Here is a 13,958-nt window from a genome sequence, read left to right on the forward strand (position 1 = left end):
TATGCTGTCCATCATTATTAGTATTATAATTTTTCATTGAAAAAAGGGCAATCTGGAACAGATTGCCCTTCGTTACTTGTTGAATTGATGATGCGCCTGTTGAACAATATCCGCCACCTTCACGCTTGTTTCGTCGCTGCCCGTTTCCTTTTTGCCTTCATACCGCAAATGAATGAGAAACTCAATATTCCCTTCACCGCCGGTAATCGGGGAAAAATCAAGGTTTTTGACATCGTAACCTTCGGAGATGGCAAACTCTTTTATTTTCATAATGACTTGTTCATGAGTTTTCGGTTCCCGTACGATCCCCTTTTTGCCAACCTGGTCTTTGCCGGCCTCAAACTGCGGCTTGATTAACGCAATGACATCACCACCGGGAACAAGTATGTTTTTTAAAACAGGCAAGATCAAGGTTAACGAGATAAAAGAGACATCTATCACTGCCATATCCGGCTTGACCGGAAATTCATCAGGCGTTACATGGCGAAAATTCGTCCTTTCCATTACGACGACACGTTCATCCTGCCTCAGTTTCCAGGCAAGCTGATTATACCCAACATCGAGGGCATAGGACATTTTTGCCCCGTGCTGAAGTGCACAGTCTGTAAAGCCGCCGGTCGAAGCACCGATATCAAGCACGGTTTTATCTTTCAAATGTAATTGGAAACGGCGAATCGCTTTTTCCAATTTCAAGCCGCCCCTGCTTACATAGGGAATGACATTCCCCTTCACGGTAAGAGGAATGTCTATGCCCACTTTCTCACCGGGTTTGTCGAGCCGCATTTCGTTCGTATACACGATTCCAGCCATAATCGCCCTTTTCGCTTTTTCCCTTGTTTCCATCAAGCCCCTTTCAACCAGGAGCAGGTCCAGCCTCATTTTTTTTGTTTTCATGTATTATGCCCTTTTTTGTTTTTTCGGCATCAGCGCCTTTATTTTCATGACAACATTCTCGGGTGTCATCCCGATTTCCTTCAGCAGCTCTTTGACGCTGCCATGCTCTATAAAGCGATCGGGGACGCCGAGCCTGTCAATGAAGGCATGGCGGTATCCGTGTTCACTGGCAAACTCAAGAACGGCACTGCCGAAGCCCCCCTGCAATACGGCCTCCTCAATCGTCAAGATCGGCATATTTCTCCGCAAAAGGCCGTGCAGGAGCTGATCATCAAGCGGTTTGATAAAACGGGCGTTGACCACTTGGACGGAAATGCCCTGTTTTTCAAGCCTGCTTGCGGCTTCAAGCGCCATGGGGATCGTCGTGCCAAATGTCAATATGGCAGCATCTGTCCCCTGCCTTAACACCTCCCACGAACCGATCGGGATTTGTTTCAGGTCCGAATCCATTGAAACACCGTAGCCATTTCCCCGCGGAAAACGCAGTGCGATCGGTCCGTCATCATATTTAATCGCCGTATTGACCATATGCTGGCCTTCATTTTCGTCTTTCGGCATCATGATCACCATATTCGGCAAATGCCGCAAAAAAGCAATATCGAATACGCCCTGGTGAGTTTCTCCGTCTGCACCAACGAGACCGGCCCTGTCTATCCCGATAAAAACATTTACATTTTGCCGGCAAATATCATGAAGTACTTGATCATACGCCCTTTGCAGAAAAGTGGAGTAGATCGCCAGGAAGGGCTTCATTTTTTGGGTAGCCAGACCGGCAGCCATTGTTGCGGCATGCTGCTCGGCAATTCCCACATCAAACATCCGGTCCGGAAATTCTTCGGCAAAACTTTCCAGCTTGGAGCCGACCGGCATGGCCGGGGTAATGGCGACAATACGCTCGTCGGTGCGGGCAAGTTTTCTGACCGTTTCACTGACCAATGAACTCCACGAAGGAGGGGCATTGACAGGTTTGATAATATCTCCCGTTTCTATTTTATATTGGCCCGTTCCGTGCCAGGTTCCGATCCTGTCATGCTCTGCCGGTTCATACCCTTTTCCTTTTTTTGTGATGACATGCAATAAAACAGGACCTTTTGTTTTCTTTGCGTACGACAGGTTTTCAAATAACGAACCAAAGTCGTGGCCATCCACGGGGCCCAGATAGGTAAATCCGAGTTCTTCAAAAAAAACGCCGGAAACCAGCATATATTTGAGGCTGTCTTTTACTTTTTCCGCTGTCGCTGCCAATTTTCCGCCAACAGCCGGAATCTTTTTCAATAAGTAATCAAGCTCTTCCTTGACCCACTGATACTTTCCTGCCGTTCTGAGCCTTCCGAGCACGTTGTGCAATGCACCGACATTGGGCGCTATGGACATCTCATTGTCATTAAGGACAACGATCATGTCCTTTTGCTCATGGCCGATATGGTTCAAGGCTTCAAGGGCCATGCCGCCGGTCAGTGCCCCGTCGCCAATAACCGGGATCACAAAATGGTTTTCCTTTTTTACATCGCGGGCAATGACCATGCCCATCGCCGCGGACAATGACGTGGAACTGTGCCCGGTCTCCCAAACGTCATGTTCACTTTCCGACATTTTGGGAAACCCGCATAACCCTTTATATTGGCGGAGGGTATCAAATTGGGACGCTCTCCCCGTTAAAATCTTGTGTACGTATGACTGATGGCCGACATCCCAAATAATTTTATCTTTCGGGCTGTCAAAGCATTGATGAAGGGCAATGGTCAGCTCTACTACCCCCAAATTCGGACCGATATGGCCTCCTGTCCTGGATAATGTTTCAATCAGGAAACGCCGGATTTCCGAGCTGAGTTCTTCCAGCTGCTGTATGTTAAGATCCTTTAAAAAAGAGGGGTTTTTAATTGACATGAGATCCAAACGGATCACTCACTTTCGTTTCTTGGATTTTTGCTTCGGCCTTTTTTTCTTTTTGTTTTTTATAATCGTGATATGGATTTTATCTTCCAGGAACTGCAATATTTTTCCTACATGAAAAATAATATCACGTGAGTATGTAATTGCAAAGGACTTGCCCAACGCCTTTCCTCCAACGGTCAAAGCGGCAATGAGACTCGTCAGGCCCACATTGATCGCATATTCGGCAGGTGATGCAGCCGGCAGGCGGACGGACTGGGCAATTTGAATGACGACAAGGGCGGACGCTGTTCCGCTTATGATTCCGGAAATATCGCCAATGACATCATTGCAAAAACTTGCCACCCTGTCCGCATTTCTTAATATCAAAATCGAATGCTTTGCCCCGTGAACCTTCCTTGCCGCCATTGAATGAAAGGGCGTTTCTATGGCAGCGGCCGCAGCAATCCCGATCATATCAAATAAAATTCCTATTAATACAATAATAAGAACAACAAGAAGGCCCAATGTCCAAGGTACTCCAATTAAAATGCCGTTTGAAGCAATTGAAAAAACAGCCGCTAACACAAAAGTGATAACGGCAATGCTTATACTCCATTTTATAGAATTTTTAATCAAATCATTCATAATCAGTTTTCATTCACCGTTTATCAGAATTAAGGCCGGATGGCCATCATAAGAGTAAAAATTACGGCTTAGGTCCAGTAGGTTTTCCCAAGCGGGTACCGCATGTCGCCATGGCGGCGGTTTCCCTTTAAACCCGCTTTGGCAGTGTCGCCATCTGCCAGACTGGATTGCCACTCAGTCCGCACTATAATCCTCTTATCATGTCCTTGGGAACAGTCTAGGAGATTTCCTCAACAACCTTTAACCAAGTTCTTAGCCTCTTTTGCAAAGCTGATTTCATATGGACGAAAAGAAACGGGACGATGGCCAACCGTTCCGTTTTCTTATAACCATAATCCCCTCAAGCTTCACGCAAGGCAGGCTACGCTGCTAGTGATGCCCCACATCACGTCGCAGGTCTATACTCCGCGTTCGTTCATATGCGCTTGTTAAGCCGGACGAACATGGCGAAGCCTCCGCGGTAAAGGGTCTACGCCCACATGCCTTTGTGGATCGCCCTTAAACCTTTACTCCCAGCTCCGACCCAAGGCTGGGCTCCTCAAGCCGGAACAAGGAACTTCATCGATGTGCCCTTTAGTGAATTTTTAGGCTCACCTTCAGAACCGGTAGGCTGACTAGAATACTGCACCATCCGATAATCTGCAAAAAATTATAACATAATCGCCTTGCCATATCAAATGATACAAAATTTTCCTAAAAAGTGCGGACCGCGATCAGGTCGGTGATTTGCTCCAGCAAACCGGTCGACAGCTTCGTCTCCCTTAACGCGGATTTTGCTTCGTCGATGTGGTACTCAAGCTGCTTTTTGGCTCCCTCCATCGAAAGTAAAGCAGGATACGTACTTTTATGTTTGCCCGTATCGCTTCCCACCGGTTTCCCCAGTAAATCTTCATCGCCTTCAACATCCAAAATGTCATCACTGATTTGAAACCCTAGGCCAAGATGATAGGAAAACTTTTGGAATGATCTGATTTGATCTTCCCGGGCTCCGCCGATTTGAGCTCCGGCCAAAATGGCGAACGATAATAATTTGCCTGTTTTACGATGGTGAATATGCTCAAGTTCATTGATTGCAAGAGCTTGATTTTCCCCTTCGAGATCGGCCACTTGGCCGCCTACCATCCCTTCGGGGCCGGCACATTGGGCCAATAGGCGAATCATATGGATGCGCGTGGCCGGATCTAACGAAGAATCAGCGGCGATCAGCTCAAAACCGTATGTCAGCAAACCGTCTCCGGCCAAAATGGCCATCGCTTCTCCATACACCTTATGGTTGGTGGGCAGCCCCCTTCTTAAATCATCGTTATCCATGCTCGGAAGGTCGTCATGGATCAAAGAATATGTATGGACCATTTCCAATGCCAGGGCGACGGGAAGTCCCAGCATCGGGTTTTTGCCGCATGACTCGATGACGGCGAATAATAAAAGCGGCCTGATCCTTTTTCCCCCGGCTTTTAAAGAATAGGCCATTGCTTCCTTCAGTTTGGGAGGAGCCTCAAGTTCCGATATTTTTTTTAGCAATTGTTCATTCAATATTTGCTTGTACTTATCCATAAATTGGTTCAACTCAATGGTCAATCTTGCTCCTCCTCATGAATGTGAAAATCTTTTTCTCCTTCTTCGGTCAATACTTTCGTCAATTTTTCTTCCGCAAACTTTAACTTGTCATGGCAAATCTTGGATAAGGCCATTCCTTTTTGGTACATCTCAAGCGCCTCTTCAAGTGGAATATCCCCTTCCTCCAACCGTCCGATAATGGTTTCAAGTTCTTCAAGCGCTTGTTCAAACGTCAGTTTCTCACTCATTTTTCCGCCCCCTTTTCCTTATCGTTTATCGTACAGAACAATTTTCCATCCACAAGCTGGAGTGCCAAATGGTCTCCTTTTTCCGATTGGTGAATGCTTTTTAGCAGCTTCCCTTCTTCTGTATAAGCGATATTAAACCCTCTTCTCAGGATATTTAACGGGTTTAGTGCTTCCAATGTGGCAACTTTCCCGGAAAATTCACCGGTTTTTGACTTGAATACGGTCCTTGATTCCTGCATGAGCCTGCGCTCGGCCCTTAAAACCCTGTCTCTTCCGGACTTCACAATGGAAAGCGGATGGTATCTCGCAAGCTGGTTGCTCAAATCTTCATAACGATGCTGTTTTCTGAAGAGAATATGCTTTTGGGCATGTTGAAGCCGTTCCGCCAGCCGGTCCAAATGGAGCCATTTTTGTTGATAGATGTTTCCGGGATTTCTGAACAAATAAGATTGTTCCAAATAATTCAGCTTGTTTTTCGCCGTTTTGACAATTGCCGCCATGCTTTGATAAAGTCTTGTATTCCGCTGCATGAACTGATCCAGCAAATCTTTCATGTGGGGGACGGCCATTTCTGCGGCAGCCGTCGGCGTTGCCGCCCTTAAGTCAGCCGCAAAATCGGCTATTGTAAAGTCAGTCTCGTGCCCTACCGCCGAAATAACAGGTATTTGCGAAGCAACAATGGCCCTTGCCACGATCTCTTCATTAAAAGCCCATAGCTCTTCAATGGAGCCCCCGCCCCGGCCGACAATAAGAACATCTGCCACATTTTCGCCGTTTGCCTTTTGAATGGCGGCGGCTATGGAATTCGCAGCATTTTTTCCTTGAACAAGCGCCGGAATGACAATGATTTGTCCAATGGGATAACGGCGTTTAAGCGTCGTGATGATGTCTCTTATTGCTGCTCCTGTAGGAGAAGTAATGACCCCGATCTTTTCGGGAAAAGCGGGAATCGGTTTCTTCCTCCCCTCATCAAACAATCCTTCTGTTTCAAGCTTTTCTTTTAATTGTTCATAGGCAAGGTAAAGTTCCCCGATTCCGTCCGGCCGCATTTCGGCCACATACATTTGGTACTGGCCGTTCATTTCGTAGACGGTGACATTTCCTTTGACGAGAACGTGCATGCCATTTTCCGGAGTAAACTTTAAACCGGAAGCCGCTCTTGAAAACATGACGGCCTTGATGCGGGCATGCTCATCTTTTAGCGTAAAATACATATGGCCGCTTGAATGTCTTTTAAAATTGGATATCTCTCCTTTAACGAGAACGTCCGTAAGATGCGGATCGGCATCGAATTTGCGCTTTATATATTTGGTTAAAGCTCTGATCGTTAAATACGTTGGTTTTTCCATTTTTCTACCCCTATTTCAGCAAAAAAGCTGCCCTGATGAATGATGACAGCTTTTCGTTCGATCGCATATATTCATTTTACTACGTCTTTATTTTGATTGCGATGATTTAAGGTCTTTTTTGCTGATTTAACGGTATTGTACAGCAGCATGGTAATCGTCATCGGCCCGACACCCCCTGGTACGGGTGTAATGAACGCAGCTTTTTCTTTTACATCGTCAAAGTCGACATCTCCGCACAGTTTCCCGTTCTCATCCCTGTTGATGCCGACATCGATGACGACGGCTCCTTCTTTGACATAATCCGCCGTAATCATTTTCGGCTTCCCGACTGCGGCCACAAGAATATCTGCCTGATTTGTCAATGATTTCATGTCCGAAGTTTTCGAATGGCAATAAGTGACGGTTGCGTTTTCCCGGAGCAGCAGCTGTCCCATCGGCTTTCCGACAATGTTGCTCCGGCCGATAATGACAGCATGTTTGCCTTCCGGATCAATTCCTGTGTATTTCAACATTTCCATGACTCCAAACGGCGTGCAAGGCAAAAAGGTGTCCTGGCCGGTCATCATCCTGCCAATGTTTACGGGGTGAAAACCATCGACGTCTTTTTTCGGTGCGATTGTTTGGATCACCTTTATTTCCGAAATATGAGAAGGAAGCGGCAGTTGCACCAAAATGCCGTGAATGTCATCGTTATCGTTCAGCTTTTTGATTTCAGCCAGCAGTTTTTCCTCCGAAGTATCAAAAGGCATTTCCATTAATATCGATTCCATGCCAATTTCCCGGCAGCTTTTTTGTTTTGATTTGACATACGTTTTGGATGCAGGGTTATCCCCCACTAAAATGACTGCCAACCCCGGCTTTACACCCTTATCGATAAGAGCCGCCACTTCCTTTTGCAATTTTCCCCTTATTTCCAGCGATATGTCTTTTCCATTAATCTCTTTTCCTGTCATTTCAATTCCTCCCGCCCTGATTTCTCTCCTTTTATTTTTGATAAAATCCCATTGATAAATGGACCCGATTTATCATCCCCAAATGTTTTCGCCACTTCTATGGCCTCATTAATCGCCACATTTGGCGGGACATCCGAGTACTTCAGTTCGTACGTCCCAATCCTGAGAATGTTTAAATCAACTTTTGCCAGCCGGTCAATCGACCAGCGTTCCAGGTGCTTGCTGATCTCTTGATCAATTTCCTCCCTGTTTTTGACAGTACCAAACAGAAGGTCCTCCAAAAAGGAATCAGTCGGCTGTTCGCCGAGAACATGATGCAATGCTTCATGTGCATCGGCACCGCTCATATCGATTTGAAAGAGTGCCTGTAGCGCCTTTTCACGCGCCGATCTTCTTTTCATCTTTTTATAAAACTCCTTTGTCAACTTATGGCTATATTTTTGTATTTATTTTACCACAACATGCAAAAATCAAGCCGGATTCGGCCACAATGCAAAAAGCCAAAGGGATTTCACCTCTGGCTCTTATTGATTTTCATATTCCTGGTCCTGCCCTTGTTTGGGGCTGTCAAACGTTACTCCCACAATATGGATGTTAACTTCTTCGACTTCAAGGGCGGTCATGTTCAAAAGGGCCTGCCTGATGTTATCTTGAACTTTTTGGGCTACTGTCGGGATGGAGACGCCAAATTTCATCAGGCAATACACATCGACCTTTATGCCATCTTCCGCCAGTTCGACACGGATGCCTTTTCCGTGGTTTTTCTTGCCGAGCCTTTCAACGACACCCGTCGCAAAGTTGCCGCGCATTTGGGCGACCCCGTCCACTTCGGAAGCTGCGATTCCGGCAATGACTTCTATTACCTCGGGGGCGATTTCAATTTTGCCGTGAGCCTGACCGTCGTCTTGTGTCATTTCCAACATGTTCAAGTTTTCTTCCATTTGTAACACCTCCGTTATTTTTCATTCATGATCGGATGCAGTTCGAGAAACTTTGTATTGAAATCTCCGTTCACAAAAGTTTCATGTTCCAACAGCTTTAAATGGAACGGAATAGTTGTATGAACACCTTCTATAATAAATTCTTCCAGCGCTCTTTTCATCCTTGCAATGGCTTCTTCCCGGGTAGATCCGTAAGAGATCAACTTCGCAATCATGGAATCATAATAAGGCGGGATCGTATAGCCCGGGTATACCCCGGAATCCACCCGGATGCCCATGCCGCCCGGAGGCAAGTACATTTCAATTTTGCCTGCTGAAGGCATGAAATTTTTTTCCGGATTTTCCGCGTTAATTCGGCACTCAATCGACCAGCCCTTCATTTCTACTTCCTCCTGGGCAAGTGACAACTCCTGGTTGGCGGCCACCCTGATCTGCTCCTTGATCAAATCAACGCCCGTTACCATTTCCGTGACAGGATGCTCCACCTGGATTCTCGTATTCATTTCCATAAAGTAAAATTTATTTTCTCTATGGTCAAAAATAAACTCCACTGTTCCGGCACCGGAATAGTTAACCGCTTTTGCAGCATTGATGGCGGCCTGCCCCATCTGTTCTCTTATTTCCTGATTGAGTGCAGGGGAGGGCGTTTCTTCGACCAGTTTTTGCAGCCTGCGCTGGATCGTACAATCCCTTTCCCCCAAATGAATGACATTTCCATGATTATCAGCCAGGATTTGGATTTCAACATGCCGGAAATCGGTAATATATTTTTCAATATACACTCCCGGGTTTCCGAAAGCGGTTAATGCCTCGCGCTGGGTAATTTCCATTCCCTTGATCAGCTCTTCTTCATTTTTCGCGGGCCTGATACCCTTTCCGCCTCCCCCGGCTGTTGCTTTGATGATGACCGGATAACCAATTTTCCCGGCAATTTTGATGGCTTCTTCCGTGCTTTCGACGATCCCGTCAGATCCCGGTACGATGGGCACCCCCGCTTCTTTCATTGTCGTGCGGGCAACGTCTTTTGTTCCCATTTTTGAAATAGCCTCGGGGCTTGGGCCAATAAAAATAATGTTGCATTCACGGCATAGTTCGGCGAAGTCCGCATTTTCCGCCAGGAATCCGTAACCGGGATGAATGGCGTCGCATCCGGTAAGTTTGGCAATGCTTACGACATTGGCCGAATTCAAATAGCTGTCTTTTGATGCCCGCGGACCGATGCAGTATGCTTCATCCGCCAGTTGGACATGCAATGCCTCCTTATCCGCTTCGGAATAGACTGCGACAGTTTCTATATTCATTTCCATGCAGGCCCGAATGATCCGTACAGCAATTTCTCCCCTGTTGGCAATTAACACTTTTTTGATCAATTTCATTCGCTCCTTACCTAGGCTTGACTAAAAATAACGGTTGGCCGTATTCTACGAGTTCACCGTCTTTCACTAATATTTGTACAATTTCCCCTTCGACTTCCGCTTCAATCTCGTTAAACAGCTTCATCGCTTCGACAATGCAAACTATTGTGTTTTCGCTGACACGGGATCCAACTTTCACGTAAGGTTCGCTGTCAGGGGAAGGAGCCTGATAAAACGTCCCGACCATTGGGGAAGTGATTTTATGCAAGTTGCTTTCGTCGGCAGTTTCCGGAGCAGGGGTTGGCTGCACGGCCGCGCTTTCTGCCTGTGTCTGTACGGGTGCAGGCTGCACGGCCGGCCCTTCACTTACAACAGGCTGTTCAGTCTGTGGCTGGACAGCTGCCTGGGGGTGTACCTCTTGAGCGATTTTATAGCCTTTTTTCTTCAGTTTGATTTTTGAACCGTCATGCTCATAAACAAACACGTCAATATCTGATTGATCCACCAACTTGATGATTTCACGTATTTCCTGAACCTTTAACATGTACGACACTCCTTCAAAGTTATGGGTAGCTCTTAATATCATAATATAACAGATATGATAAATTCAATGAAAGACCGCAAGAAGCATTCATTTTTTTGCCGCTCCGATCCTGCTGTTTGTATAGAAATTAAAAAGACGGACAGGATCGATTCCCTCCGTCTTTACATTAATTTGTATGGAATTCTACTGTAGCGACCGTATTGGTTCCGAGTTCCTCCCTCACCATTTGCAAAATGCGGACCGCATCTGCCCGTGAATGTTCTTTCGCTTTTACGGTAATCAAAAATTGGTCATTTTCGGCCCTGACTAAAGCATCCTCATAGCCAAGCGTTTTGATCAAACTTTCCAGCGTTTTCTCTTTCGTTTCGAGAGCAGCTAGTTCCTGCTTTTTTGTTACCAGTTCATTTTTCTCCTCTGCGCTTAGATCCGGTGATGCTATCTGGGTTGTCAAATCGGCAATTTCCTTGCTTCTTTTGTCCTGGACATCAAGCCGTACGGCTTCAAAAGCTTCATCCCCCGCTGCTTCAGTAAGGACCTTCATGTCTTTTTTACTTGCTTCTCCCGCTTCCCGGCCGCTGTTTTGATTGGCAGTGATCTCGTCTCTTGCCGGATCGGATGTTACATAATAAACAGACAACACCACTACAAGGCTCAGCATCGTCAACAACCAAACGGTTTGTTTTTTCAACAGCATTTACGAGTCCCCCTTAGACTTTTTCGGCATTACAGCCACTTTATGGCTTGGGACATCCAGCCCCCTTGTTACCGCCTCAACGATCCATTTTTTTATTTGTATATTTTCAGCTCCTCCCGCCACAATTAAAACGCCCTTTATTTCAGGCTTTTTCGTCTCCGAAATGAGCGGCACTTCTTTATCGCCTTCCCGGATGAGGACCAACTCGTCTTCGGTTGACTGGTCTTCTATTTTTCTCGTTCCGCCTTCTTTATCTTCTTCCACTGTCGTTTGATTTTTCAGGGCAGCATTTTTTTCATAGACGTTTTTCTTTGTTGCTTCTATATTGACAAAAACCTTGACGTCATGGACTCCGACAATTTGGTCCAAAACTTCCTTCAATTCGTCTTCATACTGCTTTTCCATCAACTTTATCGCATCTTCTGCAGATTTTTTGGAGCCGAATGTTTCCGCATATTTCCCATCTGTTTCATCCTCTTTAAATACTGTTGCCGGCTCGGGTTTTTTATCCGGTTTTGCCAAATCGGAAATGAGCATTAGCGCCACACCGGCCAGAACCAGGATGACCGCATAATAAAACTTGTTATTTTTGTTACGGGAACCATCTTTTTTGTTTCCGTCAAGCAGATTTTTCAACCAATCAAGAGGACCGTGTTTCATGAATTATTGGTTCCTCCCCTCACCTGCAACTTCTATTTTTTCCGCTGGTACATCCCAATGCTGTGACAGCATGGCTATTATGTCTTCTGCTGATTCCTGGGGCCGATCTGTTGACTGTTGTTTGAGATCAACCGTTACTTCCTGCACTTTTTCTACTTCTCCCGTTTTTGTTTCCGGTTCCAGGCGGACAGTAATCTTTTTTATGTTTTCAGGCACGTCTCCTGCCCCGGGTTCACTTTTTATGTTTATGTCGGTAATGACCATTCCATAGCGGTCAATCATCTCCTTCTCTATTGATTCTTTCATTTGGACAGCCATTTGCTTTAATATATATGCATGGTTGGATGTTTCTATTTCTTTTTTTTTCTCTTCTGTTTTTTCTTGAAGAAATTCTCCGGTTTCATCATCAGAATCCGAAAAGGCGGCAATGAGGTCGTCCACGTCGGCGGAAAATAGTTTGAAGACAGGCGTTATGACAATCGTAATGAGCAACAGCCCGGTTACGAGCTTGACATATTTTCTCATGCTGGAATTGGGCAGAAGCATATCAACAATCATGGCCAGCATGATAAAGATGACAATATTTGTGATCCACTCGGTTAAAAGTGCCAAGGCTGCTCCTCCTTTACCGGACAAACATCGTAATGTTGCCGGAGATGATCACGATGGTAATACTCAAAAAAAACATGAAAGAGATGATTGCCAGAGAAGCAAACACGTACAACATGCTTTTGCTGATTGCATCCAAACATGAGATGACCGGTCCGCTGCCGATAGGTTGCAAGAGTGCCGCAGCCAATTTATAGATAAATACAATTATTAATATTTTGACTGCCGGAAATGCGGCGATGATTAAAACAATGGCTACCCCGGCCAGCCCGACGGCGTTTTTTAACAGGAGGCCCGCCGTTAATACGGTATCGGCTGCTTCAGTAAACATCTTGCCAACAACCGGCACAAAATTCCCTGTTACAAATTTGGCCGTCCTGATCGCGACTCCGTCGGCAACTGCAGAAGCTGTTCCCTGCAGCGATATAACCCCAAGCAGAACAGTCATAAAAATCCCGAGGACGACGATGCTGCCTTTTTTTAATAATCCAGCCAGTTGGGTCACCTTATATTGTTCGTTCAAGGAACTGACGATATGAAGGATTAACGCCAACAATAAAAGCGGAAGGACGACATTTTTAACAAGCAGGCCGCTTGTATGAATCAAGAAAATCAATAAAGGGTGAAATAAGGCAGATGAAGTGACACCTCCGGACGAAGCAATTAAACCGAGAATAAGCGGAATCAACGCAAAAATAAATTGGGTCATGGAGTCGATTGCAGCAATAGTGTAATCAACCGCCACCCGGAAGCTATTCAGGGCCAATATGATCAGCACCATGAATATGACAGAATAGGCGACTTTTGATACGGAGCTTTGTTCAAATGCATGGTGAAGCGATTGCAGGAATGAGCTGAAAATCGTTAGCAATATCAACGTTCCAAGCAGTTTCCCGCTCATCGTCAGCTCCTGAAAAGCAAATGCTGCTATCCCTTTGATCCAACCTTCGATTGAAAAGGACTTGTCCCCCTGAAGAAACTCCAAAAGGGTTCCCCTCTGGCTTTCGGGCAAGTACCCGCCATATTCTTCCATAATCTGTTCCCAATGACTTTTCAATTCATCCAGCCCAAGCGTCTCCATTTGTTCTTTCACGATATTTGATAATAACTCGCTGCTTTCTTGCTCCTCATCTTGGGCAAGGGTAACGGCTGGTCCCGAAAAAAGAAAAGCGCACAAGAAAGGAAAAATTAATATTCGCCGCATCCTTTTCCCTCCGATTGGAACAGATTTTTACCCGACAGGAACCAAGTTGATAATAGTGTCTATTAATACAGTCAAGATTGGTACGGCCATTGCCAGTATGAGAATTTTTCCGGCAAGCTCCACTTTCGCTGCCATTGCTCCCATGCCGGCGTCCTTGCTGATATGGGCGGCAAATTCGGCCAAATAGGCGATGCCAATAATTTTTAAGATCGTCTTGACATAAACCGTGTTGACGTTTGCGCTGGCTGCCAAATTTTCAATCAGCATGATCATGCCGTAAATTTGATCTGCCAAGTATAAAAAAATGGAACAGCCCGTAAACAGGATCAGCAGGAAAGCAAAGGCGGGCTTCTGTTCCTTTATGATCAGGGCAAGGAAAGTGGCAATCAGGGCGAGGCCGGCTATTTGCAGCATAGCCATGTCTTTCCCC

Annotated in this window: 16 protein-coding genes; all 16 read right to left on the minus strand. The window is 45.8% G+C overall.

Going from position 1 to position 13,958, the window contains the following annotated elements; all coding sequences use genetic code 11:
- Positions 1 to 72 precede the first annotated feature (72 nt).
- The 16 genes from AB1L08_RS03220 to spoIIIAD all read right to left on the minus strand — a co-directional run bounded on the left by AB1L08_RS03220 (position 73) and on the right by spoIIIAD (position 13,942).
- Positions 73 to 894 (minus strand): TlyA family RNA methyltransferase, encoded by an 822-nt coding sequence (locus AB1L08_RS03220; RefSeq protein WP_413063235.1) that lies wholly within the window; start codon positions 892 to 894, stop codon positions 73 to 75.
- Positions 895 to 897: 3 nt separating this feature from the next.
- Positions 898 to 2,781, minus strand: a complete 1,884-nt coding sequence (dxs, locus tag AB1L08_RS03225) for a 1-deoxy-D-xylulose-5-phosphate synthase (protein WP_413063295.1) — start codon at positions 2,779 to 2,781, stop codon at positions 898 to 900.
- Between the two features lie 18 nt (positions 2,782 to 2,799).
- Positions 2,800 to 3,414, minus strand: a complete 615-nt coding sequence (locus AB1L08_RS03230) for a hypothetical protein (protein WP_413063236.1) — start codon at positions 3,412 to 3,414, stop codon at positions 2,800 to 2,802.
- A gap of 693 nt (positions 3,415 to 4,107) precedes the next feature.
- Positions 4,108 to 4,992: a polyprenyl synthetase family protein gene (locus AB1L08_RS03235; protein ID WP_413063237.1), complete on the minus strand. Its 885-nt coding sequence runs from the start codon at positions 4,990 to 4,992 to the stop codon at positions 4,108 to 4,110.
- A complete protein-coding gene (gene xseB / locus AB1L08_RS03240; protein ID WP_413063238.1) occupies positions 4,989 to 5,219 on the minus strand; it encodes an exodeoxyribonuclease VII small subunit in 231 nt (76 codons plus the stop codon). Before xseB ends, AB1L08_RS03235 begins: the two co-directional genes overlap by 4 nt.
- On the minus strand, positions 5,216 to 6,568 hold the full coding sequence (gene xseA / locus AB1L08_RS03245; protein WP_413063239.1) for an exodeoxyribonuclease VII large subunit: 1,353 nt from the start codon (positions 6,566 to 6,568) through the stop codon (positions 5,216 to 5,218). Before xseA ends, xseB begins: the two co-directional genes overlap by 4 nt.
- Before the next feature lie 71 nt (positions 6,569 to 6,639).
- Positions 6,640 to 7,521 carry a bifunctional methylenetetrahydrofolate dehydrogenase/methenyltetrahydrofolate cyclohydrolase FolD gene (gene folD / locus AB1L08_RS03250; protein WP_413063240.1) on the minus strand — a complete coding sequence of 294 codons (882 nt, stop codon included), beginning with the start codon at positions 7,519 to 7,521 and terminating at the stop codon, positions 6,640 to 6,642.
- Entirely contained in the window at positions 7,518 to 7,922 is a 405-nt protein-coding gene (nusB, locus tag AB1L08_RS03255; RefSeq protein WP_413063241.1) for a transcription antitermination factor NusB, read from the minus strand. The genes folD and nusB overlap by 4 nt, the downstream gene beginning before the upstream one ends.
- A gap of 123 nt (positions 7,923 to 8,045) precedes the next feature.
- Positions 8,046 to 8,462 carry an Asp23/Gls24 family envelope stress response protein gene (locus AB1L08_RS03260; protein WP_413063242.1) on the minus strand — a complete coding sequence of 139 codons (417 nt, stop codon included), beginning with the start codon at positions 8,460 to 8,462 and terminating at the stop codon, positions 8,046 to 8,048.
- Positions 8,463 to 8,476: 14 nt separating this feature from the next.
- A complete protein-coding gene (gene accC / locus AB1L08_RS03265; protein WP_413063243.1) occupies positions 8,477 to 9,832 on the minus strand; it encodes an acetyl-CoA carboxylase biotin carboxylase subunit in 1,356 nt (451 codons plus the stop codon).
- 13 nt (positions 9,833 to 9,845) lie between these two features.
- Entirely contained in the window at positions 9,846 to 10,361 is a 516-nt protein-coding gene (accB, locus tag AB1L08_RS03270) for an acetyl-CoA carboxylase biotin carboxyl carrier protein (protein WP_413063244.1), read from the minus strand.
- Between the two features lie 166 nt (positions 10,362 to 10,527).
- Complete coding sequence (locus tag AB1L08_RS03275) at positions 10,528 to 11,055, minus strand: SpoIIIAH-like family protein (protein WP_413063245.1); 528 nt, start codon at positions 11,053 to 11,055, stop codon at positions 10,528 to 10,530.
- Positions 11,056 to 11,715, minus strand: a complete 660-nt coding sequence (gene spoIIIAG, locus AB1L08_RS03280; protein ID WP_413063246.1) for a stage III sporulation protein AG — start codon at positions 11,713 to 11,715, stop codon at positions 11,056 to 11,058.
- 3 nt (positions 11,716 to 11,718) lie between these two features.
- Positions 11,719 to 12,327 carry a stage III sporulation protein AF gene (spoIIIAF, locus tag AB1L08_RS03285; protein ID WP_413063247.1) on the minus strand — a complete coding sequence of 203 codons (609 nt, stop codon included), beginning with the start codon at positions 12,325 to 12,327 and terminating at the stop codon, positions 11,719 to 11,721.
- A gap of 13 nt (positions 12,328 to 12,340) precedes the next feature.
- Positions 12,341 to 13,528, minus strand: coding sequence for a stage III sporulation protein AE (spoIIIAE, locus tag AB1L08_RS03290; RefSeq protein WP_413063248.1), 1,188 nt, complete (start codon positions 13,526 to 13,528; stop codon positions 12,341 to 12,343).
- Between the two features lie 27 nt (positions 13,529 to 13,555).
- Positions 13,556 to 13,942, minus strand: coding sequence for a stage III sporulation protein AD (gene spoIIIAD / locus AB1L08_RS03295; RefSeq protein WP_413063296.1), 387 nt, complete (start codon positions 13,940 to 13,942; stop codon positions 13,556 to 13,558).
- Between the last annotated feature and the right edge of the window lie 16 nt (positions 13,943 to 13,958).

The organism is Siminovitchia jepli, assembly GCF_047228825.1.
Lineage (GTDB): Bacteria > Bacillota > Bacilli > Bacillales > Bacillaceae_C > Siminovitchia.